The 24,533-nt window shown below is 67.6% G+C and carries 23 protein-coding genes and 2 pseudogenes; 13 read left to right on the top strand and 12 right to left on the bottom strand.

Features of this window, described 5'->3' with window-relative positions:
* Positions 1–63 precede the first annotated feature (63 nt).
* From gap to L880_RS34220, 4 genes are all read left to right on the top strand, one after another.
* Positions 64–1,062, top strand: a complete 999-nt coding sequence (gene gap / locus L880_RS0105090) for a type I glyceraldehyde-3-phosphate dehydrogenase (protein ID WP_019573861.1) — start codon at positions 64–66, stop codon at positions 1,060–1,062.
* A gap of 172 nt (positions 1,063–1,234) precedes the next feature.
* A complete protein-coding gene (locus tag L880_RS0105085) occupies positions 1,235–2,380 on the top strand; it encodes a branched-chain amino acid ABC transporter substrate-binding protein (RefSeq protein ID WP_027474753.1) in 1,146 nt (381 codons plus the stop codon).
* A gap of 2 nt (positions 2,381–2,382) precedes the next feature.
* On the top strand, positions 2,383–2,808 hold the full coding sequence (locus L880_RS0105080; RefSeq protein WP_027474752.1) for a hypothetical protein: 426 nt from the start codon (positions 2,383–2,385) through the stop codon (positions 2,806–2,808).
* Positions 2,809–2,945: 137 nt separating this feature from the next.
* The gene (locus tag L880_RS34220; RefSeq protein ID WP_169737724.1) at positions 2,946–4,130 is read left to right on the top strand and encodes a GGDEF domain-containing protein; all 1,185 of its coding nucleotides are present in this window, start codon (positions 2,946–2,948) and stop codon (positions 4,128–4,130) included.
* A 13-nt stretch (positions 4,131–4,143) separates the two neighbouring features.
* Here the strand turns inward: L880_RS34220 and L880_RS0105070 are convergent, their stop codons facing one another.
* From L880_RS0105070 to L880_RS0105055, 4 genes are all read right to left on the bottom strand, one after another.
* Entirely contained in the window at positions 4,144–4,368 is a 225-nt protein-coding gene (locus L880_RS0105070) for a DUF3820 family protein (RefSeq protein ID WP_027474751.1), read from the bottom strand.
* Positions 4,369–4,381: 13 nt separating this feature from the next.
* Positions 4,382–4,783: an SUI1 family translation initiation factor gene (locus L880_RS0105065; protein WP_211245277.1), complete on the bottom strand. Its 402-nt coding sequence runs from the start codon at positions 4,781–4,783 to the stop codon at positions 4,382–4,384.
* Between the two features lie 13 nt (positions 4,784–4,796).
* Positions 4,797–5,273, bottom strand: a complete 477-nt coding sequence (locus L880_RS0105060; protein WP_027474749.1) for an FKBP-type peptidyl-prolyl cis-trans isomerase — start codon at positions 5,271–5,273, stop codon at positions 4,797–4,799.
* A gap of 91 nt (positions 5,274–5,364) precedes the next feature.
* On the bottom strand, positions 5,365–6,555 hold the full coding sequence (locus L880_RS0105055) for an MBL fold metallo-hydrolase (RefSeq protein ID WP_245614964.1): 1,191 nt from the start codon (positions 6,553–6,555) through the stop codon (positions 5,365–5,367).
* Positions 6,556–6,660: 105 nt separating this feature from the next.
* On the opposite strand from L880_RS0105055, the gene L880_RS0105050 reads away from it, so the two are divergent.
* A complete protein-coding gene (locus L880_RS0105050) occupies positions 6,661–7,362 on the top strand; it encodes a class I SAM-dependent methyltransferase (RefSeq protein ID WP_027474747.1) in 702 nt (233 codons plus the stop codon).
* Positions 7,363–7,371: 9 nt separating this feature from the next.
* Here the strand turns inward: L880_RS0105050 and L880_RS31675 are convergent.
* The 3 genes and pseudogenes from L880_RS31675 to L880_RS0105040 form a co-directional block, all read right to left on the bottom strand.
* Positions 7,372–7,800 (bottom strand): annotated as a pseudogene (locus tag L880_RS31675) (tripartite tricarboxylate transporter substrate-binding protein); the annotation flags it as partial.
* 273 nt (positions 7,801–8,073) lie between these two features.
* A pseudogene (locus L880_RS31670) lies at positions 8,074–8,661 on the bottom strand (tripartite tricarboxylate transporter substrate-binding protein); the annotation flags it as partial.
* 96 nt (positions 8,662–8,757) lie between these two features.
* A complete protein-coding gene (locus tag L880_RS0105040) occupies positions 8,758–10,395 on the bottom strand; it encodes an acyl-CoA dehydrogenase family protein (protein ID WP_027474746.1) in 1,638 nt (545 codons plus the stop codon).
* Between the two features lie 110 nt (positions 10,396–10,505).
* On the opposite strand from L880_RS0105040, the gene L880_RS0105035 reads away from it, so the two are divergent.
* Positions 10,506–11,156, top strand: a complete 651-nt coding sequence (locus L880_RS0105035; RefSeq protein ID WP_027474745.1) for a TetR/AcrR family transcriptional regulator — start codon at positions 10,506–10,508, stop codon at positions 11,154–11,156.
* A 272-nt stretch (positions 11,157–11,428) separates the two neighbouring features.
* On the opposite strand, the gene L880_RS0105030 is transcribed toward L880_RS0105035, so the two are convergent.
* Positions 11,429–14,365, bottom strand: a complete 2,937-nt coding sequence (locus L880_RS0105030) for a DNA topoisomerase III (protein ID WP_027474744.1) — start codon at positions 14,363–14,365, stop codon at positions 11,429–11,431.
* 143 nt (positions 14,366–14,508) lie between these two features.
* On the opposite strand from L880_RS0105030, the gene L880_RS0105025 reads away from it, so the two are divergent.
* Genes L880_RS0105025 through L880_RS0105015 form a run of 3 tightly spaced genes read left to right on the top strand, consistent with a single transcriptional unit; the run spans position 14,509 to position 16,696 of the window.
* Complete coding sequence (locus L880_RS0105025; RefSeq protein ID WP_043328586.1) at positions 14,509–15,153, top strand: SET domain-containing protein; 645 nt, start codon at positions 14,509–14,511, stop codon at positions 15,151–15,153.
* An 11-nt stretch (positions 15,154–15,164) separates the two neighbouring features.
* Positions 15,165–16,001 (top strand): biotin--[acetyl-CoA-carboxylase] ligase, encoded by an 837-nt coding sequence (locus L880_RS0105020; protein ID WP_027474742.1) that lies wholly within the window; start codon positions 15,165–15,167, stop codon positions 15,999–16,001.
* Positions 16,002–16,042: 41 nt separating this feature from the next.
* Entirely contained in the window at positions 16,043–16,696 is a 654-nt protein-coding gene (locus L880_RS0105015) for a hypothetical protein (RefSeq protein ID WP_027474741.1), read from the top strand.
* Positions 16,697–16,732: 36 nt separating this feature from the next.
* Here the strand turns inward: L880_RS0105015 and L880_RS0105010 are convergent, their stop codons facing one another.
* From L880_RS0105010 to L880_RS0105000, 3 genes are all read right to left on the bottom strand, one after another.
* Positions 16,733–18,187, bottom strand: coding sequence for a sensor histidine kinase (locus L880_RS0105010; protein WP_027474740.1), 1,455 nt, complete (start codon positions 18,185–18,187; stop codon positions 16,733–16,735).
* A gap of 9 nt (positions 18,188–18,196) precedes the next feature.
* Positions 18,197–18,871 carry a response regulator gene (locus tag L880_RS0105005; RefSeq protein WP_027474739.1) on the bottom strand — a complete coding sequence of 225 codons (675 nt, stop codon included), beginning with the start codon at positions 18,869–18,871 and terminating at the stop codon, positions 18,197–18,199.
* Between the two features lie 98 nt (positions 18,872–18,969).
* Positions 18,970–19,449, bottom strand: coding sequence for a MarR family winged helix-turn-helix transcriptional regulator (locus L880_RS0105000; RefSeq protein WP_027474738.1), 480 nt, complete (start codon positions 19,447–19,449; stop codon positions 18,970–18,972).
* Between the two features lie 146 nt (positions 19,450–19,595).
* Between L880_RS0105000 and recA the strand changes: the two genes are divergently transcribed.
* The gene (gene recA, locus L880_RS0104995; RefSeq protein WP_027474737.1) at positions 19,596–20,663 is read left to right on the top strand and encodes a recombinase RecA; all 1,068 of its coding nucleotides are present in this window, start codon (positions 19,596–19,598) and stop codon (positions 20,661–20,663) included.
* A gap of 57 nt (positions 20,664–20,720) precedes the next feature.
* A complete protein-coding gene (gene recX, locus L880_RS0104990) occupies positions 20,721–21,209 on the top strand; it encodes a recombination regulator RecX (RefSeq protein ID WP_027474736.1) in 489 nt (162 codons plus the stop codon).
* Positions 21,210–21,282: 73 nt separating this feature from the next.
* Here recX and argC read toward each other — a convergent pair whose 3' ends face one another.
* Positions 21,283–22,218 (bottom strand): N-acetyl-gamma-glutamyl-phosphate reductase, encoded by a 936-nt coding sequence (argC, locus tag L880_RS0104985; protein WP_027474735.1) that lies wholly within the window; start codon positions 22,216–22,218, stop codon positions 21,283–21,285.
* Positions 22,219–22,374: 156 nt separating this feature from the next.
* On the opposite strand from argC, the gene sucC reads away from it, so the two are divergent.
* Both sucC and sucD read left to right on the top strand, forming a co-directional pair.
* Complete coding sequence (gene sucC, locus L880_RS0104980; RefSeq protein WP_027474734.1) at positions 22,375–23,535, top strand: ADP-forming succinate--CoA ligase subunit beta; 1,161 nt, start codon at positions 22,375–22,377, stop codon at positions 23,533–23,535.
* A 15-nt stretch (positions 23,536–23,550) separates the two neighbouring features.
* On the top strand, positions 23,551–24,447 hold the full coding sequence (sucD, locus tag L880_RS0104975; RefSeq protein WP_019573884.1) for a succinate--CoA ligase subunit alpha: 897 nt from the start codon (positions 23,551–23,553) through the stop codon (positions 24,445–24,447).
* Positions 24,448–24,533 lie beyond the last annotated feature (86 nt).

Raw genomic sequence — 24,533 nt, 5'->3', positions numbered from 1 at the left:
AACGAGCCGGCGCCCGACGCCGGCCGCCCCTTGTTATTTTTTAACTCCAGGAAAGAGACTGACATGGCTATCAAGGTTGGCATCAACGGCTTCGGCCGCATCGGCCGCATGGTGTTTCGCGCTGCGGTGCAGAACTTCTCCGACATCGAGATCGTGGGCATCAACGACCTGCTCGAGCCCGACTACCTGGCGTACATGCTGAAGTACGACAGCGTGCACGGCCGTTTCAAGGGTGACATCGCCGTCGAAGGCAACACCCTGGTGGTCAATGGCAAGAAGATCCGCCTGACCGCAGAGCGCGATCCCGCCAACCTGAAGTGGAACGAAGTGGGCGCCGACGTGGTGATCGAGTCCACCGGCCTGTTCCTGACCAAGGAAACCGCCGAGAAGCACCTGGCCGCTGGCGCCAAGAAGGTCATCCTGTCGGCCCCGTCCAAGGACGACACCCCGATGTTCGTCTACGGCGTGAACCACCAGACCTACGCTGGCCAGGCCATCGTCTCCAACGCATCGTGCACCACCAACTGCCTGGCCCCCGTGGCCAAGGTGCTGAACGACAAGTGGGGCATCAAGCGCGGCCTGATGACCACCGTGCACGCCGCCACCGCCACGCAAAAGACCGTGGACGGCCCGAGCAACAAGGACTGGCGCGGCGGTCGCGGCATCCTGGAAAACATCATCCCCAGCAGCACCGGTGCCGCCAAGGCCGTGGGCGTGGTGATTCCTGAGCTCAACAAGAAGCTGACCGGCATGTCCTTCCGCGTGCCCACCTCCGACGTGTCGGTGGTGGACCTGACCGTGGAACTCAACAGCGCTGCCTCCTACGCCGAGATCTGCGCCGAAATGAAGGCCCAGTCGCAAGGCGCTCTGAAGGGCGTGCTGGGCTACACCGAAGACAAGGTGGTGGCCACCGACTTCCGTGGCGAATCGTGCACCTCGGTGTTCGACGCCGAAGCCGGCATCGCCCTGGACAGCACCTTCGTGAAGGTCGTGAGCTGGTACGACAACGAATGGGGCTACTCGAACAAGTGCCTCGAAATGGTGCGTGTTGTCGCCAAGTAAGTCTCGTTGACTCTGCAAAACGCGCCTTTGGGCGCGTTTTGTTTTTGGAATCTGCCCCCGCGTGCCGCGCTGCATGGACCCTGTGCAGTGTCACGCCCACGGGCGGCCGGGATCGGAGGTGGCTGCTCCGCTCCGTGGCCTGAAGTCTGCAGCCGCACAAGGGAAACTTTTCATGAAAACTCAAGCGCGATTCATCCGCTCCACCTTGGCCCTCGCCGCGGTGCTGGCCCTGGGCACATCGGCCTCCGCCCAGGACGTGCAGGTCGTCAAGATCGGCCACGCCGGCCCCGTCTCGGGCGGCATTGCCCACATCGGCAAGGACACCGAAAACGGCGTGCGTCTGGCCATCGAAGAAGCGAACGCCCAGAACCCCATGATCGGTGGCAAGAAGGTTCGCTTCGAGATCGCCGCCGAAGACGATGCCGGCGACCCGCGCCAGGCCACGGCCGTGGCCCAGAAGATGTGCGACGCCAAGGTGGCGGGCCTGGTCGGCCACCTGCAGTCGGGCACCTCGATCCCGGCCGCAGCGATCTACGCCAAGTGCGATCTGCCCAACATCACCGCCTCGGCCTCCAACCCCGACCTGACCAAGCCCGGCTACAAGACCACCTTCCGCCTGATCGCCAACGACAACGCCCTGGGCGCCGCGCTGGCCTACTACGCCGCCGATGCGCTCAAGGTCAAGCGCGTGGCCATCATCGACGACCGCACCGCCTATGGGCAGGGCGTGGCCGGCGTGTTCAAGGCCACGGCCCTGCAAAAAGGCCTGACCGTGGTGGGCGAGGAATTCACCAACGACAAGGCCACCGACTTCATGGCCATCCTCACGGCCATCAAGTCCAAGAAGCCCGATGCCATCTTCTACGGCGGCCTGGATGCCCAGGCCGGCCCCATGCTGCGCCAGATGGAGCAGCTGGGCCTGGGCGAGGTGAAGCTGTTCGGCGGCGACGCGCTGTGCACCGAGAAGCTGGCCGAGTTGTCGGCCAAGGCGGCGCCGCTGGCCGGCGTGACCTGTGCCACCGGGGGTGCTTCGGTGGCCAAGATGCAGGGCGGCCCCGAGTGGAAGAAGCGCTATGACGCCCGCTTCCCCGGCCAGTTCCAGATCTACAGCCCCTACGCCTACGACGCCACCCTGGTGCTGATCGACGCCATGAAGAGCGCCAGCTCGACCGATCCCAAGGTCTACCTGCCGGCCCTGGCCAAGACCAACCGCCACGGCGTGACCGGCCAGATTGCCTTCACCGCCAAGGGCGAGCTGACCCAACCAGCCGTCACCCTGTACGGTTTCCGCGACGGTGTGCGCACCCCGCTGAACTGAGCATGGGCCAGGCCCCTGCTGAGCTGAGCCTGCACTTCGCCGACTCCGAGCTGGCCGGGGTGCAGCGGTGGCCCGGCCCCAACGGGGTGGCGGGGCTGCAACTGCGTTGGGCGGCGGCCGCGGTGCTCGCGCCCGCCGAGGGCCCAGGGGCATCGCCCAGGCTGGGCCATGTGCGCGGCCTGCTGCTCGGCCTGTGGCCCGCACCGCCGCAGGGTGTTCCGGAGGCCGTACTGCCTTTGGGCGCCTTGCTCGATGGAGAGCTGCTGTGGCAGGGCCAGTGCCTGCGGCAACTGCCCTTGCCGGCGCGTCTGGAGGGCCCGGTGGGCCTGCGCCTGTGGGGCCGTCGGGGCGAACTCTGGACCTGGCAAGGTCAGGGGCTTATTTGCGATGCAGGGGGCTTGCCCTTCTTCGAATCCCTGGCGTGTTGAGGCGCTTTCTGCCTCGGTTTCGGGCTTGATCAAGATCAAGCCGGAGCTTGTGCTCAGGTCGACAATGGGAGACGCAGACCCGGGTTGTGGAACCCGGGCGGATGGGGCCCAGAGCGCCCCGGAAAGCGCAAGCTCAGATGCGATGGATGTTGGACCGCGAGACTTTGTCGGTGGTCGTTTCGATGGTGGCCCAGGTGACCCTGCTGGTCATGTACACGATTTGGCGCATCAACCGCCAGGTACCCGGCCTGCGCTGGTGGATGGCCTCCTCGGCCATGATGTCGCTGGGTTTCCTGGCCATCCCGCTGGCGCTGGCCCTGGGCTGGTCGTTTTCGCAGGCGCTGATCGTCAACCATGCGGCCGGCCTGATCACCTTGATGCTGCTGCTGCAGGGCAGCCTGCGTTTTCGAGGCCACCCCGCGGCGGATCACTGGCCCCGTGCCCTGCTGCTGTTGGCGCCGGCGGCCATGCTGTCGGCGGTGCTCCTGCATGCGCATGCGGTGCGGCGCTACCAGATCCATGATGCTGTCAGCGTGCTGCTGCTGGGCCTGTCGGCCTGGGTGATGTGTCGCCACAGCCGCCCGGAAGAGCGCCTGGTGCACCGGGTGGCCGGTTTTTTTCTGCTGCTGATGGCGGCGGCCATGGCCACGCGCTGGGTGCTGGCCTGCCTGGCCCCCGATGACCCGAGCATCCAGGAGCACCCTTTTCAGGGGGTGCTGTACCTGATGCTGGTGCTGTTCATCGTCGGCTGGACCTACAGCATCAGCCTGGCCTGCTACCAGCAGGCGCAAAGCCGGGTGCTGGCGCTGGCCCGCGAAGACGCCCTCACCGACCTGCCCAACCGGCGCTATTTCGACGAAACCCTGGACCGCGAGGTGGCGCGCTGGGAGCGCAGCCAGCAGTCCTTCGGCCTGGTGATGGCCGACCTCAATGGCTTCAAGCAGGTCAATGACCGCCTGGGCCACGATGCGGGCGACGCGGTGCTGATCGAGGTGGCGCGGCGCCTGCGCGAGTTTGCCCGCGGGGGCGACTTCGTGGCCCGGCTCGGGGGCGATGAGTTTGTGATCCTGATCCACGACCTGTCGTCGCTCAGCACGGGAGAGCAGGCGGTGCAGCGTCTGCGCAAGACCGTCAACGGCCCCCTGCAACTGGCCAGCGGGGCCAGCGTCGAGATCGAAGTCAGCCTGGGTCTGGCCTGCTGGCCCCAGGACGCCACCCAGCCGGGCGACCTGGTCAAGGCGGCCGACCTGCGCATGTACGCCGAAAAGGCCTTGCTCAAGGCCCGGCACGGGCTGGCCCGGGGCCCGCGCCTGGGCACCTGAGGGGCGTTGACCCTCAGCGCTGGCGGGGCGCCCTCCGCAGCGGCTGCAGTAGCTCTGACAGGCCGTTGTGGTCGATCTCGTGCATCAGGGCCAGCAAGCGGCCGATGTCGCCTTTGGGAAAACCTTCGCGGGCAAACCAGTTCAGGTAGTTGCCGGGCAGGTCGGCCAGCAGGGTGCCCTTATGCTTGCCAAAGGGCATCTCCGTTGTGACCAGGCGCTGCAGGTCTTCGGGTTTCATGGGGCTGACGGGCTCAGCCACCGGCCCGCTTGGCTGCGTAACCTTGCTTGAGCAGGGCCGCCAGCACGGTGTCGCGGTGGTCGCCCTGGATCTCGATGTCGCCATCCTTGGCCGTGCCGCCCGAGCCGCAGGCCGCCTTGAGCTGCTTGGCCAGGGCCTCCAGGGCAGTGGCGTCCAGCGGCAGGCCCTTCACCACCGTCACGCCCTTGCCGCGCCGGCCCTTGGTTTCGAGCCACACCCGCACGGCAGCGCCTTTCAGCGCGGCTTTCTGGGCGCGTTCCTGGGCCAGGGCCTCGCAGCGGCATTGGTCCAGCGGCTGGCTGCAGCCGGGGCAGTTGCGTTCGGCCGCCGGCGTGGTCACCAGGCCCCCCAGGCTGGCCAACTGGGCCAGGTCGGCCAGTCCGTTCTTCTTCATGGGCGCGCAGGCTTCAGTGGTGGTGGCCGTGCTCGCCGTGCACGTGGCGGTGGGCGATCTCTTCTTCACTGGCGGCCCGCACACCCGTCACGTGCAGGGTGAACTGCAGGGCCTGGCCGGCCAGGGGGTGGTTGCCATCCAGGTGCACCTGCGGGCCCTTGATCTTCACCACGTGGTAGATCTGCGGCTGGCCCTGGTCATTGCGGCCTTCGAGCTGGCCACCCACCTTCACGCCGGGCGGGAACTCGGCCTTGGGGATCACGCGCACCAGGCTTTCGTCGCGCAGGCCGAAGGCGTCTTCGGGCTGCAGCTTCAGCAGCACCTTGTAGCCGGCCTCCTGGCCTTGCAGCGCCTCTTCGATCTTGGGCAGCGTGTTGTCGTAGCCGCCATGCAGGTAGACCATGGGGGTCTTGCTCTGCTCGATCAGCAGCCCCTGGGCATTGGCCACCTTGAATTGCAGGGTGACGACGGTGTCTTTATCGATCTTCATGCGCGGCCTTTGTGGGCGGAAAAAACAAGGCCCGCATTGTCGCGCACTGCGGGCTCATCCGTCCGGATGGCCGCACGGAGGCCTGCGGGGCTCAGGGGGCGCTGGGGGTGCTCTGGGGCGGACGTTGGGGCGAACGTCGGGGCAGGTGTCGGGTCTCGCCCAGGGCCATGACCCCGAAGTCGGCCTCGCCCAGGCCGCGGGCCTGGCGCGCCCGCGCCAGGTCCTTGGGCGGCTGGTCCAGCGCCTCGTCGCTGAGCAAGAAGGTGCCCCAGTGCACGCCCACGCTGCGCTTGGCGCCCAGGTCCAGGTGCACCTGCACGGCCTCGTCGGGGTCCACGTGCTGCTCTTTCATGAACCAGCGCGGCGCGTAGGCGCCGATGGCGATCAGGGCCAGGTCGAAGCCCCCGCCCTGGGCCGGGCCCTGGCGCGCCGCCAGGCGCTCGCGGGTGGCCACGAAATCGGCGCTGTAGCCGGTGTCGCCGCTGAAGTACCAGTGAAAATCCGGCCCCAGCACGGCCCAGCCGCCCCACAGCGAGTGGTTGTGGTCGCTCAGGCCGCGCGCCGACCAGTGCTGCACCGGGGTGAGTGCAAAGTCCACCCCGGCCACCCGGCGCTCCTGCCACCAGTCCAGTTCTTCCACCCGGGTGATGCCCTGCTCCTGCATCCAGGCCTTCAGGCCCAGCGGCACCAGGAACAGGGGCGAACCACCGGCTTGCGCGGCCAGGGCCTGCACGCTGGCGCGGTCCAGGTGGTCGTAGTGGTTGTGCGAGATCAGCACCACGTCGATGTGGGGCAACTGTGCCAGCGTCAGGCCCGGGGGCTGCTGGCGCTGCGGCCCGAGCCACTGCACCATGAAGGCGCGCTGCGAGAACATCGGGTCGGTCAGCACGTTCAGGCCGCTGGCCTGCACCAGGGTGCTGGCGTGGCCGATCCAGGTGAGCGTGGGTTGCATCTGGGCGCCGGCACGCGCGTTGCTGTGCAAAAAGCCCAGGTCCGGTGCCTGTTGGGGCGTGGCCTGGCCGGCCGCCGGGGGCAGGCCGTCGCGCCATTTCTCCCACTGCCAGCGCAGCAGCTCGCCCAGGGGCTTTTCGACCTGCACGCCGCTGGGGTTGCGAAAGCCCTGGGCGTTGCGGTGCGGGCTGCTCGGGGCGTCACTGGCCGGGGGGCTGCTGCAGCCCGCCAGCAGCGCTGCCAGAGCCAGGGTGAGGGCCATGCGGGCAGGCCAGGGACGGGCAAGGGGCTTGGGGCGCGGGCCGCACCCGAGGTCGGAAGGCTTGTGCATGGGCCGTATTTTGGCCGCCCTGCGGGGCCTGCCCAGGGTGGGGCGCATAATGGCCCTCTTCTTTCTGCCCCAGCCCAGGTCATTCAAGCCGACCGGGCCACGACGATGCCCGGCTACGCCACCAAGCAAGAGAGCATCGCCGTTGCGGGCGTTGACGACCTCATCATCCGATCCCTGCTGGATCACCAGCAGTTCTCCGACCCCGACGGCGAAGCCGAACACCTGGGCATCTCCTCGGCCACCTGGCCCCTGTTCGGCCTGCTGTGGCCCTCGGGCGCCGAACTGGCCGCCCGCATGGGCAGCCGCGTGCTGTGTCCGGGCGAGCGCATCCTGGAGATCGGCTGTGGCCTGGCGCTGGCCAGCCTGGTGGCGCACCGCCGCGGCTCCGACGTGACCGCCAGCGACTGCCATCCTCTGACGGGCGGCTTTCTGCGCGAGAACCTGCGCCTCAACGACCTGCTGCCCCTGAAGTACCGCCACGGCCACTGGGGCGCCCCCGAGGCCCTGCCCGGCGAACCCGCGCGAACGCCGCGTGAGTCGGTCGAGGGCCTGTTCGACCTCATCGTGGGCAGCGACCTGCTGTACGAGCGCGACACCCACGCCGACCTGGCCCATTTCATCGGCGAGCACGCCAGCGCCTCGGCCCAGGTCTGGATCGTCGACCCCGACCGCGGCAACCGCCCCGCCTTCAACAAACAGATGGCCGAGCAAGGCTTCTCCAGAACCGAAGAACGCCTGGACCACCCCGCCCGCCCCACCCAGGCCGCCTACAAAGGCCGCCTCCTCACCTACCAACGCCAAGCCTGAAGTCAGGGCTCATTCAGCGCTGGCGCCGGAGGTCTTGACCACGGCGCCCCATTTCACAATTTCGCTGGCAATGAAGCGGTCGAACTCGGCCCCCGTGCCCGGGCTGGGCTCGGAGCCCCGCTCCCGGATGAAGGCGGCCAGCTTCTCAGACTTCAGCAGGGCCACCACCTCGGTGTTCAGGCGCTGCAGCACCTCGGGCGGGGTGCCGCGTGGCGCCATCAGGCCCAGCCAGCCCACGGCCTCGAAGTTCTTCAGGGCGGGCAGGCCGCTTTCGCGCACCGTGGGCACCTCGGGCAATTGAGAGGAGCGCGTGGCCGAGGTCACGGCCAGCGGCACCGCCTTGTGCGTCTGGATGTGCGGCAGTGCGGCCGTCACCGAATCCACCATCAGCGGCACCTGGGCGCCCAGAAAGTCGGCCTGGGCCGGGCCACTGCCGCGCTAAGAGCGTGTTTACGATCTCCCACGGGTCGCGCAGCGGTCTTTTCGGGATGGGATGCAAGGCGCGGTGCGCCGTCGATAGCCCGGCTATCGACAAGCGCCGCAACGCCGCAGACCGCCCGAAAAGGCCACTGCCCGAAGGGTTGGAGCGAAATCGGGCGATTGGGCGCCCCAGCTGCTTGCATGGGCACCAGCCCATGCGGCGCATCCGGGCCACCCACTCATCCCGATTGCGCTCCAACGCGACCTGTGCGAGATCGTAAACACGCTCTAAGGGATATGGGTGATGAAAACGCCCGCCTGCGCCTTGAGCATCTCGCCCGACAGGTGTTGCGTGCCGCCGATGCCGGCGCTGGCGTAGCTGAGCTGGCCTGGTGCGGCCTTGGCCTGCTGCACCAGCTGGCGCAGGCTGGTGATGCCTGAGGAGGGGGTGGCCAGGAAGATCAGGGGCACCTTGGCGATCAGCGAGATGCCCACCAGGTCTTTGGCGGGGTCGAAATTGACCTTTTTGTACAGCGTCTGGTTCACGGCCATGGCACTGCCCGCCACCAACAGGGTGTAGCCGTCGGGGGCCGAGCGGGCCACGAACTCGCTGCCGATGTTGCTGCCGGCGCCGGCCTTGTTCTCGACCACCACGCTCTGGCCCAGGCGCTGGGACAGCGGCTCGGCCAGGGCGCGGGCAAACAGGTCGGTGGCTTGGCCGGGCGGGAAAGGCACCACCAGCTTGATGGGGCGCTCGCTGGGCCAGCCTGCGGCCACGGCCTGGCCGCCCAGGTTCAGCAGCAGGCCGCCCAACAGGGCGAGGCCCAGCAGGCGCCGGGGTGGTCGGGGGCGGTATGGGGTCCAGGGGCAGGCGGGCATGGGTCGGTCTCCAGTCAGGGGCCTGCCGGTTCGAAGGGGGGCCGGCAGTGCTGGGGCGATTGTGCCCTCCTGCGCCGACCGGCGTCCCTGGCTTGATCAGCCCTCGGTGGCGGCGCGCACCAATTCAGCCGCCTGGGCGGTGCCGGCCGTGATGCCGCTCACCGGGCCCCAGTCGGGGTCGAAGCGGCTGGCGATGAAGGCCCCCGAGGCCAGCGGACTGGCCTGCTGCAGCATCAGGCAGGCCTGGGCCGTCAGCGCCAGGCGCTGGGTGAAGCGCCGCGCCTGGGCCTCCAGGGCCTCGGGCGGCAGCATCAGGGCGCTGCGCAGCAGGTGCACCTGGCGCAGCAGCTCCGGCTCTTGCGAGGCGATGTCCTGCAGCAGGTCGAGCACGCCGTGGGCGTCGTCGGGCGCATGCGCAATGGCGCGCAGCACGTCCAGGCACATCACGTTGCCCGAGCCCTCCCAGATCGAGTTCACCGGGGCCTCGCGGAACAGGCGGCCGATGGCGCCGTCCTCCACATAGCCATTGCCGCCGAATACCTCCATGGCCTCGCCGCAAAAGCCCACGGCGCGCTTGCAGTTCCAGAACTTGGCCGCCGGGGTCATCAGGCGGCGCCAGGCCACGTCCTGCGGCGTGGTCGAGCCGAAGTGGGCCGCCAGGTCCATGGCCAGCACGGTGGCGGCCTCGGCCTCCAGGGCCATGTCGGCCAGCAGCGTGGTCATGGCCGGCTGCTCGACCAGGTAGCGCCCGAACACGAAGCGGTTGCGGGTGTAGTGCAGGGCCTGCGCCAGGCCTTGGCGGATGTAGCCCGCGCTGGACAAGGCGCAGTCCAGTCGCGTGTAGTTGGCCATCTCGATGATGGTGCGGATGCCCCGCCCCTCGGCGCCTACCAGCACGCCCCAGGCCTCTTTGAATTCGACCTCGCTGCTGGAGTTGGAGCGGTTGCCCACCTTGGACTTGAGGCGCTGGATGTGGATGGGGTTCTTGCTGCCGTCGGGCCGCCAGCGTGGCACGAAAAAGCAGGACGAGCCGTGCTCGTCGGTCTTGGCCAGCACCAGGTGGCCATCGCACATCGGGGCCGAGAAGAACCATTTGTGGCCGGTCAGCAAGAATTCTTCACCCCAGGGCCCGCTGCCCACCGGCACGGCGCGCGTGGTGTTGGTGCGCACATCGCTGCCGCCCTGCTTTTCGGTCATGCCCATGCCGACCGTGATGGACGTTTTTTGTGCCAGCGGGATGTCGCGCGGGTCGTGCTCCAGCGACATCAGCTTGGGGGCCAGCTCGGCGTACAGCGGCGCGTTCAGCGCGATCACCGGGATGCAGGCCTTGGTCATGGTGGTGGGGCAGCCCGAACCCGACTCGATCTGGCTGTGCATGAACATCGAGGCGCCGTAGGCCGTCCAGGCCGAGGCTCGGGTGTCGGTGTAGGGCAGGTTGGCATTGCCGTTGCGCCGAGCGATCGCCATCACCGTGTGCCAGGCGGGGTGGAACTTCACGAAGTCGATGCGCTGGCCGGTGGCCGAGTGGGTGCGCAGCTCGGGCGGGTACAGGTTGGCGTCTTCGGCAGCGCGCAGCACCGGCTCGCTGCCGTACTCGGCCCCCTGGCGCAGCAGCTCGGGCTCGCGCCAGGCGGCCCCGCCGCGCTGAACCGAGCGGCGCAGCACCGGGTCGCTGGCGTACAGGTTGTAGTCCTTGAGTTCCGGGACCTGGTTGTCAGGGTGGTGGCCGATCATGTGTGTCTCCTGTGGCTTCGCCGGGCGGTCGCTGGGCGGTCAAAATGGCGCGCCCAGCCCCTGGAAAATTCTATGAAGCCCCTGCCCTTCGGGTGTCCGGATTTGCCTGCATGACCTTGTCCCGCCCCTCGTCCCCTGCCAAGCCCCAGCGACGGCGGCCCAGCCAGTCGCGCGCGCGCCTCACGGCGCAGGCCCTGCAGCAGGCCTTTGTTCAGCTTTTGGTGGAGAGCGATTACCCGCGCATCAGCATCCGCGCGATCACGGGCCTGGCCGGCACCAGCCTGGGCAGCTTCTACGAATACTTTGCCAGCAAGGAAGACCTGGCGCGGGTCTGCCTGCACCTGCGCTCCAAGGAGTTGCTGACGGCCCTGCAGCAGGCCGTGGAGACCCGGCGCGGCCGCCCCCTGGCCGAGCTGGTGCAGGCCGTGTTGGCCTCGCAACTGGCGGCCCACCGGGCCCAGCCGGCCGAATGGAGTGCCCACTACCTGCTGGAGCGGCACCTGTCGGGCGTGGAGGCGTATCGCAAGATGTACCAGCGCTTTGTCGACGGCTGGGTGCAGGTGATCGAGGCCGCTGGCGACCTGCCCGAGGCCGCCCGGGCCCAGGCCCCCGCCACGGCCCGGGTCTGCCAGACCATCCTCTACGGCCTGGTCGCCCACGCCCACCTGGCCCACCCCACCCCGCCCGACCTGGACGCGCTGGAGCAACAAGCCACCCAGGCCCTGCTGGGCTACCTGACGCTGGCCCTGCCCAGGGGCTGAGTCTGTTGCTGTAGTTCCGGGTTAAAGCGCGTCAAGGGGGTATGACAACCCAGGCGCAGTGAAGAACGCCAGGTCCTAGAGCAGGCACAGCTGTAACGTTCAGAAGGCCGCGGAGCAGGCCATGCCAGCAGACACCGTGGAGCGGGCTTTGCCCGGCCACGGGTGTCGTCCCCTTGGGGGCTGAGCCCTGCGGCTCCAGGCCTGCCTGCGCAGGGCTGGACAGGGCGAAGAGCGTCCGCGTCTCGCGGCCGCACGGTGGCGCCGAAGGCGACTCAGGGGGGGGTCAAATGTTTCCCGACGATGCCCGCCAGCTCAAACATCGTGATCTGCGGCTTGCCGAACACCGGCAGCAGCTTGGCGTCGGCGTTGATGGCGCGCTTGTTGGTCGCGTCCTGCAGGCCGTTGGCCTTCACGTAGTCCCAGACCTTCTTGATGACCTCGGTGCGCGCCACGGCTTCGCCCCCGATCACGGCGGCCAATGCGGCGCTGGGCGTGAGCCCGCTGCCCGGCGTGGCCTTGCGTGGGGTCTTGGTGGCGGCCTTGGTCGTGGCCTTTTTGGCGGCCGGGGCCTTGGCTGCGGCCTTCTTGGCCGGGGCGGCCTTGGCGGCGGCGCCGGCAGTCTTGCGCGGCGGGAACTTGCTCTCGCGCGGCTCGAACTCGAAGTTCACCTTGCTGGCCGTGGCGTCCCAGGCCAGGAAGGCCTTGAAGCTGCGGCGCGTGCGCATGCTGACGAACTTGTCGAGCAGGTCGGTCTTGCCGGTGCTCAGCAGCTTGTGCATCTGCTCGCGCTCCACCGGCTGCTGCAGGATGATCTTGCCGCTCTTGAAGTCGCAGCTTGGGGTGGGCTGCTCGGCCGTGGGCACCGATTTGCTGCACACATAGTTGGCGCCATGCTCGACCACCGGGGCCCCGCACTTGGGGCAGGGGCCCAGGGATTCCTGGCCCGACAGGTCTTGCAGCTCGCCGGTCTCTTCGCCGTCCTTGTCGTCGCCAAAGTCGAACTCGAGCTTCCAGTTCTTGTCGTCTTCGCTGAACTTGAGCGCCATCTCGGCCACGAAGGGCCAGCCGGCCTTGGAGCGGAAGCCCTCCAGCGGGCCGATGTGCTTGTCGCGCAAAAAGGCCTCGGCCTCGTCAGGCTCGAAGGTGCGGCCGGCGGGCGACTTGGTGAACGAGAAGCCGCAGCCCTCGCTGTGGCCGTCGGCGCCGGTGCAGCTGTAGCGGCGGTAGTTCTCTTTCACCACGCCGCCGCAGTTGGGGCAGGGGGTGCCCAGGGTGGCGTAGTCGCCGGGCACGGTGTCGCGGTCGTATTCCTTGGCCTTCTTGACGATGTGCTCGGTCATGGCCGCGATCTGCTGCATGAACTCTTCGCGGCTGAGCAGGCCTTTCTCCATCTGCGAAAGCTTGTACTCCCACTCGCCGGTGAGCTCGGGGCGCGACAGCTCTTCAACCCCCAGGCCGCGCAACAGCGTCATGAGCTGGAAGGCCTTGGCCGTGGGGATCAGCTCGCGGCCCTCGCGCAGCATGTATTTTTCGAGGATCAGGCCTTCGATGATGGCGGCGCGGGTGGCAGGCGTGCCCAGGCCTTTTTCCTGCATGGCTTCGCGCAGTTCGTCGTCCTCGACCATCTTGCCGGCGCCTTCCATGGCGCCCAGCAGCGTGGCTTCGGAGTAGCGGGCCGGCGGGCGGGTCTTCAGGCCCTTGGCCTCGGCGCTTTCGGCCAGCGGCTTCTCGCCCGGGGCCACGGGCACCAGGTTCTGGCCCTTGTCGCCTTCCTTGGCGTCGGCCACTTCGGCGGCCGCCTCCTTGCCGTAGATGGCCAGCCAGCCGGGCTTGACCAGCACCTTGCCTTCGGTCTTGAAGTGGTGCTCCAGCACCTGGCTCACGCGGGTGGTGACCTGGTACTCGGCACTCGGGAAGAACACCGCCATGAAGCGGCGCACCACCAGGTCGTACAGCTTCTGCTCGGCTTCGCTCAGGCCACTCGGGGCCTGCAGCGTGGGGATGATGGCAAAGTGATCACTGACCTTGCTGTTGTCGAAGATGCGCTTGCTGGGCTTGATGTAGCCGTTGTTGAGCGCCGTGAGGGCGTGCGGGGCCAGGTGGCGCATCCCGCTGTCGGCCAGCATCTCGAAGGTCTGGCGGGCCACCGGGAGGTAGTCTTCGGGCAGGGCGCGCGAGTCGGTACGCGGGTAGGTCAGGGCCTTGTGGCGCTCGTACAGGCTTTGCGCCAGGGCCAGCGTGGTCTTGGCGCTGAAGCCGAACTTGCCGTTGGCCTCGCGCTGCAGCGAGGTCAGGTCGAACAGCAAGGGCGAGGCCTGGGTGGTGGGCTTGCTTTCCTCGGTGACGGTGGCCGGCTTGCCACGCACGGCATTGGCGATCGCCAGGGCTTCCTGGGCGCTCCAGACGCGATCAGCGCGCTTTTCGGCGTCTTCGGGGTCTTTCTTCCAGGCCGGGTTGAACCATTTGCCTGGGTATTCGCCCGCGGCGGCGCCGAAGCTGGCGTGGATTTCCCAGTAGTCGCGGCAGATGAATTTGCGGATTTGCTCTTCGCGCTCGACCACCACGGCCAGCGTGGGGGTCTGCACCCGGCCCACGGTGGTCAGGAAGAAGCCGCCATCGCGTGAGTTGAAGGCCGTCATGGCCCGGGTGCCGTTGATGCCCACCAGCCAGTCGGCTTCGGAGCGGCTGCGGGCGGCGCTGGCCAGACCCGCCATCTGGCTGTCGCTGCGCAGCTTGTCAAAGCCGTCGCGGATGGCCTGGGGCGTCATCGACTGCAGCCACAGGCGCTTGACCGGCTTGCCCAGGGCCTGGTACTGGCCGCCCTTTTGGCCGCCGGCGTACTGCTCGATCAGGCGGAAGATCAGCTCACCCTCACGGCCCGCGTCACAGGCGTTGATGAGGGTGCTGACGTCCTTGCGCTTGGCCAGCTTGACCACCGCGTTCAGGCGGCTCTTGGTCTTGTCGACCGGCTTCAGGTCGAAGAAGGGCGGAATCACCGGCAGGTTGGCGAAGCTCCACTTGCCGCGTTTGACGTCGAACTGCTCGGGGGCCTGGATCTCGACCAGGTGGCCCACCGCGCTGGTCACCACGAAACCTTCGTTTTCGAAGTGATCGTCGAACTTCTCGAATTTGCCTGTGCTGGGGGTGAGCGCCCGCACGATGTCCTGTGCCACCGACGGTTTTTCAGCAATCACCAGAGTCTTTGTCATTTCAGCGTCTTCCCTTTTCAAGGTCCGGCCCGAAGCTGGTCTGCCAGCCTCCTACAATCCGGGTTTCGCGCGCATGCACGCACACACGCACCTGTGTGTGCGCACGCGCAGGTGCTCTTTCCAAGTTAACAGAGTTTTTGGTCATGTCCGCAAAAGCCCCCTCGATTTCCGGTCGCCGCCTCCAGACCCGCCGCTCGGGGGTTCATGGCCGAGGCGTGTTTGCCCTGCAAGACATCGCCGAGGGCGAAACCCTGATCGAGTACGTGGGCGAGGTGATCACCTGGCAGGAGGCGCAAGACCGCCACCCGCACGACCCGAGCGACCCGAACCACACCTTTTATTTTCACGTCGACGCCGACCGCGTGATCGACGCGCTCAACGGCGGCAACTCCTCGCGCTGGATCAACCACAGCTGCGACCCCAACTGCATCGCCGACGAGGAAGACGGCCGCATCTTCATCCGCGCCCTGCGCAACATCCGCGCCGGTGAAGAGCTGAACTACGACTACGGCCTGATCATCGAAGAGCGCTACACGCCCAAGCTCAAGGCCGAGTACCCCTGCTGGTGCGGCGCGGCCCAGTGCCGCGGCACCCTGCTGGCGCCTAAGCGCCGCCCGGCCACGCCCAAGACGCCCAGCCAGCTCAAGACAGCCAAGACAGCCAAAACAGCCAAGACAGCCAAGACAGCCAAGACAGCCAAGACAGCCAAGACAGCCAAGACAGCCAAGACAGCCAAGACAGCCAAGACAGCCAAGGCGCCTTCGCAGGCTCGGCGCCGGGCTGCCTGAGGGGGGATCGCATGGCTTTGAACCCTGTGCGCTGGCCCGCCGAGGCCGTCTGGGAGGCCGTGGAGCCCTTGCTGCCCGGCTTCTCGGTCGAGGTGCTGCCCGAGATCGATTCCACCAACACCGAACTGATGCGCCGTGCCCGGGCCGGCCGCCACGAGCCGGTGCTGCTGGTGGCCGAGCGCCAGACGGCCGGCCGCGGCCGCATGGGCCGGGTCTGGCAGGACGGCGGTGCGCCCGAGGCGGGTGAGCTGCCCTCGCTGATGTTTTCGCTGGGCCTGCCCTTGGCACCGGCCGACTGGTCGGGCTTGTCGCTGGCCGTGGGCCTGAGCGTCGCCGAGTCGCTCGACCCCGACGCACGGGCGGGCCTGGGGCTCAAGTGGCCTAACGACCTGTGGCGCCACGACGCCAAGCTGGCCGGCATTCTGATCGAGACGGCAGGCGGCGGTGCCGCACTGCCGGGCCAAGCGCCCGTGTCGCGCTATGTGGTGATCGGCATCGGCATCAATGTGCTGCAGCGCCCCATCGAGGGCACCTCGACCCCGCTGGCCGCGCTGCGTGACTGGCAGCCCCAGGCCAGCGCGCCCGAGGCGCTGCTGCGGGTCATCCCGCCGCTGGTGGCCATGGTGCTGGGCTTTGCCGGCAGCGGCTTTGCCCCGCTGCTGCCCCGTTTTCTGGCCCGCGATGTGTTGCTGGGCCGAGCAGTGCGCACCAGCGATGGCCTGGAGGGCGTGGCCGCCGGGGTGGATGCCGGGGGGGCCTTGCTCGTGCATACTGCACAGGGCACCCAGGCCATCCACAGCTCCGAGGTGAGTGTGCGGCCGGTGCCCGTGTCGCCACCGGCCTCCTGAGGCCGGGGTTCCAATCGATCGCCCTTGTTTCACACCTGCCCATGCTTCGTCTGCTTGTCGTCTTGCTGCTGCTGGTCAATGGCGCGTATTTTCTGTGGACGCAGGGGCATCTGGCCCCGCTGGGCCTGGCCCCGGTGAACCCGTCCGAGCCGCAGCACCTGGCCCAGCAGATCAAGCCCGAGGCGCTGACGCTGATGACGGCCGACGAAACCAAGCGCCTGGCCGCCGAGGCGGCCGCTGCCAGCGTCACCGAGTGCCTGACGGCGGGCCCCCTGGATGAAAAGCTCGCCGCCGCGGTGCGCGAGGCCGCCACGCAGTCGCTTGCGGGCGGGCAGTGGAGCCTGGACACCATCACCGTGCCGGGGCGCTGGATCATCTACATGGGCCGGTATGGCGACACCGACATGCTCAACCGCAAGAAGGCCGAGCTGCGGGCGCGGCGCATCCCGTTCGAGCCCCTGACCAACCCGGCCCTGGAGCCCGGTCTGTCGCTGGGCAGCTTCGGCACCCAGGGCGCGGCCAATGACGAGCTGGCGGCCTTGTCGCAGCGCGGTGTGCGCACGGCCAAGGTGGTGCAGGAGCGCCCCGACAGCAAGGCCTACGCCCTCAAGCTGCCGGCGGTGGGCGAGGCCCTGCGTGCCAAGCTGGAGCCGCTGCGCGACAGCCTGGGCGGCAAGAGCCTCAGGCCCTGCTGAATCTGCCGGACCTGATGAGGGCCGGGCGGCACGGGCTCAGGTGGGCAGGCCTTCCGGGCTGTTCGACACAAAGCGCACCGTGAAGCGGGCCCCGGGCGGTTGCTCGCCGGGCCGTGCGTCGGTGAGGGTGATGCTGGCATCGTGCTGGCGCGCGATCTCCAGCACGATGGGCAGGCCCAGGCCCGAGCCATCGGCGTCGGTGCCCAGGGCGCGGTAGAAGGGCTGGAACACCAGCTCGCGCTCGGCCTCCGGGATGCCGGGGCCCGAATCCTCCACCTGCAGCAGCAGGGCCCGGCTGAAGGGGTCGGCCAGCACGCGGGCCGTCACCACGCCGGGGCGGCTGTCGCTGCTGGGGGTGTAGTTGATGGCGTTGTCCACCAGGTTGCGCACCAGTTCCTTGAGCAGGGTGGGGTTGCCCATCAGTTGCACGCCGGCGGCACCGGGGTCGGCGCCGTCGTAGCCCAGGTCGATGCGTTTCTCCATGGCGCGGGGCACCGAGTCGCGCACCACCTCCATGGTCAGCCGGGCCAGGTCGCAGGGCTGGCGCGTCAGGGCGGCGCCGCTGTTCTCGGCCCGGGCCAGCGACAGCAGCTGGTTGACGGTGTGGGTGGCGCGGATGCTGGAGCGCCCGATCTGCTTGAGCGACTGCTTGAGCTCGTCGGTGCTGGTGCCTTCGCGCTGGGCCAGGTCGGCCTGCATGCGCAGGCCCGCCAGCGGGGTCTTGAGCTGGTGCGCGGCGTCGGCCAGAAAGCGTTTTTGCGTGGCGATCGAGTCATTGAGCCGGGTCAGCAGGTCGTTCACGGACGACACCAGGGGGGCCACCTCGACCGGCACGGCCTTGTCATCGAGCGGGCTCAGGTCGTCGGGGTCGCGGGCGCGGATGCGTTCCTCCAGCTGCGACAGCGGCTTGATGCCGCGGGCCAGGGCCAGCCACACCAGCAGCACGGCCAGCGGCAGGATGACGAACTGCGGCAGCATCACGCCCTTGATGATCTCGGTGGCCAGCACCGAGCGCTTCTCGCGGGTCTCGGCCACCTGCACCAGGGCCGGTTCGGCGTTCTCTATCGGCAGGCGCACCCAGATGTAGGCCACACGCACTTCCAGGCCCTTGAGCTCGTCGTCGCGCAGGCGCACCACGCCGATCACCTGCTTGTCTTCTTCGGCGGGCAGCGGCAGGGCCGCCTCGCCCGACAGGAACTCGCCCCGCGTGCCCATGACCTGGTAGTACACCATGTCGGAGTCGTCGGCGCGCAGCAGCTCGCTGGCAGGCAGGGGCAGGTTGAAGCTGGCGCGGTTGTTGTGCACCGTGATCAGCTGGGCGAGCGTCTGCACGTTGTAGTCCAGCGCCCGGTCGAAGGGCTTGTTGGCAATGCCCTGGGCCACCAGCCAGGTCAGGGCCAGGCTGACCGGCCACAGCAGCAGCAGGGGCGTGAGCATCCAGTCGAGGATCTCGCCAAACAGCGACCGCTGCTCACGCTGGAAGATTTTCAAGGGGTGGGCCTAGCCAGGGATTTTTTCAAGGCAATAGCCCAGGCCGCGCACGGTGGCGATGCGGATCGGGCCGCGCTCGATCTTCTTGCGCAGGCGGTGGATGTAGACCTCGATGGCGTTGTTGCTCACCTCTTCGCCCCATTCGCACAGGCGCTCCACCAACTGGTCCTTGCTGACCAGGCGGCCGGCGCGTTGCAGCAGCACCTCGAGCAGGCCCAGCTCGCGGGCCGACAACTCGACCATCTTGCCGTCGATGGTGGCCACGCGCCCGGCCTGGTCGTAGATCAAGGGGCCATGTTTGATGGTGCTGCTGGTGCCGCCCATGCCGCGCCGCGTCAGGGCCCGCACGCGGGCTTCGAGCTCTTGCAGCGAGAAGGGCTTGGCCATGTAGTCGTCGGCACCGTAGTCCAGGCCCTTGACGCGCTCTTCCACGCTGTCGGCGGCGGTCAGGATCAGCACCGGCAGGGCCGAGCCGCGGCTGCGCAGGCGCTTGAGCACCTCCAGCCCATGCATGCGGGGCAGGCCCAGGTCGAGGATCAGCAGATCGAACTCGTTGTTGGTCATCAGTGCCGCGTCGGCCTCGGCGCCGCTGGCCACGTGGTCCACGGCGGCGCCCGAAGCGCGCAGCGTGCGCAACAGGCCATCGGCCAGCACCTGGTCGTCTTCGGCAATCAGAATTCTCATGGGGTCTCCTGGGGTGCGGGCGGCGTTCGGCTCGGCATGGCCGTTCACCCCAAATTCTAGGCCGGATGAGCGGCGGCAATGTCTTCAGACAAACCCCCTCAACTGCCGGCGTAGGCCTCCAGCCCCAGCGCCACCACGGTGGCGACCTCGTCGCCGACAGCGGCACGGAATTCGGCCTCGGCCTGGGTCACGGCGCGCCGGAAGGCCTGCAGCCAGGCCAGCCCGGTGTCGGTGAAGCAGATGCGCCGCGCCCGCGCGTCCTGCGGGTCGGCTTCGCGCCGCACCAGGCCCCAGGCCTCGCACTGGCCCACCAGGTCGCCCATGGCCTGTTTGCTCATGCCGGCGCTGGCGGCCAGGTCGGTCAGGCGCGAGCCATCCAGGCCCAGGTGGCGTGTGATGTGGATGTGGGCCGCACTCACCTGGCCGCGGGCCGCCAGGTTGGACAGGGCCAGGGGCACCTCCAGATCGTGCGCCATCAGGGTCAGCACGCGCTCATCGAAGCGGCGCAAAGCGTGGCCCATCAGCCGACCCAGGTGGGTCAGGCGCCAGGCGTCGGCGGCGGGTGGCGGAGCGAGCATGGGGGGATTTTAATAGTCAGGCAAACTGACTAAAAAACATGAAAATTTTCAGAAGACCTTGTTTAAACTGCTGTTCAAGCATCCAGCCTGTGATCAATCACAGTGACTGACCCGACCCATCATTCCACCCTCTTCAGGAGCTCTCCATGGACGCACCCGTCAAAGGCAACGCCGCCAATCCCGAAAAAGCCAAGGCCTTGCAGGCCGCGCTGGCGCAGATCGAAAAGCAGTTCGGCAAAGGCACGATCATGCGCCTGGGCGAGGGCGAGGCGATCGAAGACATCCAGGTGATCTCCACCGGCTCGCTGGGCCTGGACGTGGCCCTGGGCGTGGGTGGCCTGCCGCGCGGCCGGGTGGTTGAGATCTACGGCCCGGAATCCTCGGGCAAGACCACGCTGACCCTGCAGGTGGTGGCCGAGATGCAAAAGCAAGGCGGCACCTGCGCCTTCGTCGATGCCGAGCACGCCCTGGACATCCAGTACGCCCAGAAGCTGGGTGTGAACCTGCAGGAGCTGCTGATCAGCCAGCCCGACACCGGCGAGCAGGCCCTGGAGATCGTGGACAGCCTGGTGCGCTCCGGCGCGGTGGACCTGATCGTGGTCGACTCGGTGGCCGCGCTCACCCCCAAGGCCGAAATCGAAGGCGAAATGGGCGACTCCCTGCCCGGCCTGCAGGCCCGTCTGATGAGCCAGGCGCTGCGCAAGCTGACCTCCACCATCAAGAAGACCAACTGCATGGTCATCTTCATCAACCAGATCCGCATGAAGATCGGCGTGATGTTCGGCTCGCCCGAAACCACCACCGGCGGCAATGCGCTGAAGTTCTACGCCTCGGTGCGCCTGGACATCCGCCGCACCGGCACCATCAAGAAGGGTGAAGAGTCGATCGGCAACGAGACCAAGGTGAAGGTGGTGAAGAACAAGGTTTCGCCCCCGTTCAAGACGGCCGAGTTCGACATCCTGTTCGGTGAGGGCATCAGCCGCCACGGCGAGATCATCGACATGGGCGTGACCGCCAAGATCATCGAGAAGTCAGGTGCCTGGTACGCCTACAACGGCGAAAAGATCGGCCAGGGCCGCGACAACGCCCGTGAGTTCCTGCGCGAGAACCCCGACCTGGCCCGCGAGATCGAGAACAAGGTGCGTGAGAGCCTGGGCATCGCCCTGCTGCCCCCGGCGCTGAGCAGCCCGGCGGCCGCCGCCGACGCCGAGTGAGCAGGCCTGGCCCAGGGAGCCGCCGTCGGGCGGGTGCCCCGGGCGGGCTGAGTGCCGATGTCGTTTGAAAAGATCTCGCTCAAGGGGCGCGCCCTGCGCTATCTGGCCATGCGCGAGCATTCGCGCGCCGAGCTGGAGCGCAAGCTGGCCCCCCACGAAGAGGTGCCCGGCGAACTGGCCCAGGCCCTGGACGAGTTGCAGGCCCGTGGCTTCATCGACGAGCAGCGCGTGATCGAGTCGCTGCTCTATCGTCGGGCCTCGCGCCTGGGTGCAGGGCGGCTGCGCCAGGAGTTGCAGGCCAAGGGCCTGCAGGGCGAGGCGGTGCAGCAGGCGCTGGCCGGCTTGCGCGACACCGAGCTGGCACGGGCCCGTGCCGTGTGGGGCAGGCGTTTTGACAGCGTGCCCACCGAGGCCTCCGAGCGGGCCCGGCAAACCCGTTTTCTGATGGCGCGGGGGTTTTCGTCCGAGGTGGTGCGCCAGGTGCTGTCGGGCCGGGGCGTCGAGGAAGACGAGGCGACAGGCAGCGGCGAGATCGACCCGGATTGATCGCCACAGCCGACAGGATCACCCCATGAAAAAAGGCCCCTCGGGGCCTTTTCTGCGTCTGGGCTGAGCCGGCTCAGAGACCCAGCATCAGCTGCAGGTTCTGCACGGCGGCACCGCTGGCGCCCTTGCCCAGGTTGTCCAGGCGGGCGATCAGCACGGCGTGATGGAAGGCATCGTTGCCGAACACGCGCAGCTCCAGCTTGTTGGTGTCGTTCAGGGCCAGGGCATCGAGCTTGCCGTCTTCCGTGGCGGGCAGCACGCTGACCCAGCCGCCGTCGGCCGCGCTGGCCGCGTAGTGGCGGGCGAGGGCGTCATGCAGGTCGGCCGCCTTCGGGGCCCCTGGCAGGGTGTCCAGGTGCAGGGGCAACTGCACCAGCATGCCCTGACGGAAGTTGCCCACGGCAGGCACGAACAAAGGGCGGCGCGTCAGGCCGGTGCAGGCCATGATCTCGGGGATGTGCTTGTGCTGCAGACCCAGCGCATAGGCCTCATACAAGGGGGCTTCGCCCTTTTCGTAGGCTTCGATCATGGTGCGCCCACCACCCGAGTAACCGCTCACCGAGGGCAGGGCCACCGGGTGGTCTTTGGGCAGCAGGCCGGCATCGATCAGGGGGCGCAGCAAGGCGATGGCGCCGGTGGCGTAGCAGCCCGGGTTGGCCACGCGGCGGGCCTGGCGCACGGCCTCTTTCTGCCCCGGTGCCAGCTCGGGAAAGCCATAGACCCAGCCCGGGCTCACGCGGTGGGCGGTCGAGGCATCGATGATCTTGGGGCCGGGGCGGCCGGTGCTGCGCTCGAGCTCGTCGACCAGGGCCACCGTCTCGCGGGCGGCATCATCGTGCAGGCACAGAATCACCAGGTCGACACCGGCCAGCAGCTCGCGCTTGGCGGCCGGGTCTTTGCGCCGCTCGGGCGCAATGCTCACCAGTTCGATGGCGGGCATGTGTTGCAGCCGCTCCCGGATTTGCAGGCCGGTGGTGCCCGCTTCGCCGTCAATAAAAACCAAGGCCATGATGTCTTCCTGACTCAGTGTTGTGGTAACCACGTAAGTTACGCACAAGGTTTGTGCAGGGCAGCATGATACATTTCGAGGTTGCTGTGTCCACTGCCCGACGCCGGCTTTTGCGAGGTCGCCGGGTGAAAATCATCCATTCCTGAGAGAGACCTCATGAAGATTCACGAGTACCAAGGCAAGGAAATCTTGCGTCAGTTTGGTGTGCCCGTCCCCCGTGGCATCCCTGCATTCACGGTTCAAGAGGCGGTGGAAGCTGCCCAGAAACTGGGCGGCCCGGTTTGGGTCGTCAAGGCCCAGATCCACGCGGGCGGCCGCGGCAAGGGCGGCGGCGTCAAGGTGGCCAAGTCCATCGATGACGTGAAGCGCCTGGCTGGCGAGATCCTGGGCATGCAGCTCAAGACCCACCAGACCGGCCCCGAAGGCCAGAAGGTCCGTCGTCTGTACATCGAAGACGGCGCCGACATCCAGAAGGAATACTACGTCTCGATCGTGACCGATCGCGCCACCCAGAAGCTGGCCTTCATTGCCTCCAGCGAAGGCGGCATGGACATCGAGGAAGTGGCTCACTCCACCCCCGAAAAGATCATCACCGAGTTCATCGACCCGCTGACCGGCCTGAGCGCCGAGCAGGCCACCCGCATCGCCAATGGCATCGGCCTGCCCGCCGAGTCGACCGCCCAGGCCGTGGACATCTTCCAGAAGCTGTTCAAGTGCTACATGGACACCGACGCTTCGCTGGTTGAAATCAACCCGCTGAACCGCGACAGCAAGAACAACCTGATCGCCCTGGACGCCAAGTTCAACTTCGACGCCAACGCCCTGTTCCGTCACCCGGAAATCGTGGCCTACCGCGATCTGGACGAAGAAGATCCGGCTGAAGTCGAGGCTTCCAAGTTCGATCTGGCCTACATCTCGCTCGACGGCAACATCGGTTGCCTGGTGAACGGCGCTGGCCTGGCCATGGCCACCATGGACACCATCAAGCTGTTCGGCGGCGAGCCGGCCAACTTCCTGGACGTGGGCGGCGGCGCCACGGCCGAGAAGGTGACCGAAGCCTTCAAGATCATGCTCAAGAACGAAAAGGTCAAGGGCATCCTGGTCAACATCTTCGGCGGCATCATGAAGTGCGACACCATCGCCAACGGCGTGATCACCGCCTGCAAGGCCGTGAACCTGTCCGTGCCGCTGGTGGTGCGCATGAAGGGCACCAACGAAGAGCTGGGCAAGAAGCTGCTGGCCGAATCCGGCCTGCCGATCATTGCCGCCGACACCATGGCCGAAGCTGCGACCAAGATCGTGGCTGCCGTCAAGTAAGCCCGGAGAACACACATGTCGATCTACATCAACAAAGACACCAAGGTCATCACCCAGGGCATCACGGGCAAGACTGGCCAGTTCCACACCGAAAAGTGCCAGGAATACGCGAACGGCAAGAACGCCTTCGTGGCAGGCGTGAACCCGAAGAAGGCCGGCGAGTCGATCTTCAACATCCCGATCTACGCCTCCGTCAAGGAAGCCGCATCTGAGACCGGCGCCACCGTGTCGGTGATCTACGTGCCGCCCGCAGGCGCAGCGGCTGCCATCTGGGAAGCTGTTGAAGCCGACCTGGACCTGGCCATCTGCATCACCGAAGGCATCCCCGTCCGTGACATGCTGGAAGTGCGCAACAAGATGAAGGCCAAGGAAGCCGCCGGTGGCAAGCGCACCCTGCTGCTGGGCCCCAATTGCCCTGGCCTGATCACCCCTGACGAAATCAAGATCGGCATCATGCCGGGTCACATCCACCGCAAGGGCCGCATCGGCGTGGTCTCGCGTTCGGGCACCCTGACCTATGAAGCCGTGGCCATGCTGACCGAAGTCGGCCTGGGCCAGTCGAGCGCCGTGGGCATTGGTGGCGACCCCATCAACGGCCTGAAGCACATCGACGTGATGAAGGCGTTCAACGACGATCCGGACACCGACGCCGTGATCATGATCGGCGAAATCGGCGGCCCCGATGAAGCCGACGCCGCTCGCTGGTGCAAGGAAAACATGAAGAAGCCGGTGGTCGGCTTCATCGCCGGCGTGACCGCGCCTCCCGGCAAGCGCATGGGCCACGCCGGTGCCCTGATCTCGGGTGGTGCCGACACCGCCGATGCCAAGCTCGCCATCATGGAAGAGTGCGGCTTCGTCGTGACGCGCAACCCGTCCGAACTGGGCAAGCTGCTGAAAGCTCAGCTCAAGTAAGCCAGCGGCGTCCGTAAGCAATATTACGGACGGCCATTGTGCGAGGGGCCGTTAAACTGCGGCCTCCCACTCAACAGAAGCGCTCG

The sequence above is a fragment of the Curvibacter gracilis ATCC BAA-807 genome (assembly GCF_000518645.1).
GTDB classification, from domain to species: Bacteria; Pseudomonadota; Gammaproteobacteria; order Burkholderiales; family Burkholderiaceae_C; genus Curvibacter; species Curvibacter gracilis.
The sequence above is the reverse complement of the archived record's forward strand: the minus strand, read 5'-3'. Positions and strand labels throughout refer to the sequence as shown.

Excerpts from the sequence above, each read along its gene's own strand:
- gap (WP_019573861.1), top strand. The coding sequence starts at position 64 with ATGGCTATCAAGGTTGGCATCAACGGCTTCGGCCGCATCGGCCGCATG.
- L880_RS0105085 (WP_027474753.1), top strand. The coding sequence starts at position 1,235 with ATGAAAACTCAAGCGCGATTCATCCGCTCCACCTTGGCCCTCGCCGCG.
- L880_RS0105080 (WP_027474752.1), top strand. The coding sequence starts at position 2,383 with ATGGGCCAGGCCCCTGCTGAGCTGAGCCTGCACTTCGCCGACTCCGAG.
- L880_RS34220 (WP_169737724.1), top strand. The coding sequence starts at position 2,946 with ATGCGATGGATGTTGGACCGCGAGACTTTGTCGGTGGTCGTTTCGATG.
- L880_RS0105070 (WP_027474751.1), bottom strand. The coding sequence starts at position 4,368 with ATGAAACCCGAAGACCTGCAGCGCCTGGTCACAACGGAGATGCCCTTT.
- L880_RS0105065 (WP_211245277.1), bottom strand. The coding sequence starts at position 4,783 with ATGAAGAAGAACGGACTGGCCGACCTGGCCCAGTTGGCCAGCCTGGGG.
- L880_RS0105060 (WP_027474749.1), bottom strand. The coding sequence starts at position 5,273 with ATGAAGATCGATAAAGACACCGTCGTCACCCTGCAATTCAAGGTGGCC.
- L880_RS0105055 (WP_245614964.1), bottom strand. The coding sequence starts at position 6,555 with ATGCACAAGCCTTCCGACCTCGGGTGCGGCCCGCGCCCCAAGCCCCTT.
- L880_RS0105050 (WP_027474747.1), top strand. The coding sequence starts at position 6,661 with ATGCCCGGCTACGCCACCAAGCAAGAGAGCATCGCCGTTGCGGGCGTT.
- L880_RS0105040 (WP_027474746.1), bottom strand. The coding sequence starts at position 10,395 with ATGATCGGCCACCACCCTGACAACCAGGTCCCGGAACTCAAGGACTAC.
- L880_RS0105035 (WP_027474745.1), top strand. The coding sequence starts at position 10,506 with ATGACCTTGTCCCGCCCCTCGTCCCCTGCCAAGCCCCAGCGACGGCGG.
- L880_RS0105030 (WP_027474744.1), bottom strand. The coding sequence starts at position 14,365 with ATGACAAAGACTCTGGTGATTGCTGAAAAACCGTCGGTGGCACAGGAC.
- L880_RS0105025 (WP_043328586.1), top strand. The coding sequence starts at position 14,509 with ATGTCCGCAAAAGCCCCCTCGATTTCCGGTCGCCGCCTCCAGACCCGC.
- L880_RS0105020 (WP_027474742.1), top strand. The coding sequence starts at position 15,165 with ATGGCTTTGAACCCTGTGCGCTGGCCCGCCGAGGCCGTCTGGGAGGCC.
- L880_RS0105015 (WP_027474741.1), top strand. The coding sequence starts at position 16,043 with ATGCTTCGTCTGCTTGTCGTCTTGCTGCTGCTGGTCAATGGCGCGTAT.
- L880_RS0105005 (WP_027474739.1), bottom strand. The coding sequence starts at position 18,871 with ATGAGAATTCTGATTGCCGAAGACGACCAGGTGCTGGCCGATGGCCTG.
- L880_RS0105000 (WP_027474738.1), bottom strand. The coding sequence starts at position 19,449 with ATGCTCGCTCCGCCACCCGCCGCCGACGCCTGGCGCCTGACCCACCTG.
- recA (WP_027474737.1), top strand. The coding sequence starts at position 19,596 with ATGGACGCACCCGTCAAAGGCAACGCCGCCAATCCCGAAAAAGCCAAG.
- recX (WP_027474736.1), top strand. The coding sequence starts at position 20,721 with ATGTCGTTTGAAAAGATCTCGCTCAAGGGGCGCGCCCTGCGCTATCTG.
- argC (WP_027474735.1), bottom strand. The coding sequence starts at position 22,218 with ATGGCCTTGGTTTTTATTGACGGCGAAGCGGGCACCACCGGCCTGCAA.
- sucC (WP_027474734.1), top strand. The coding sequence starts at position 22,375 with ATGAAGATTCACGAGTACCAAGGCAAGGAAATCTTGCGTCAGTTTGGT.
- sucD (WP_019573884.1), top strand. The coding sequence starts at position 23,551 with ATGTCGATCTACATCAACAAAGACACCAAGGTCATCACCCAGGGCATC.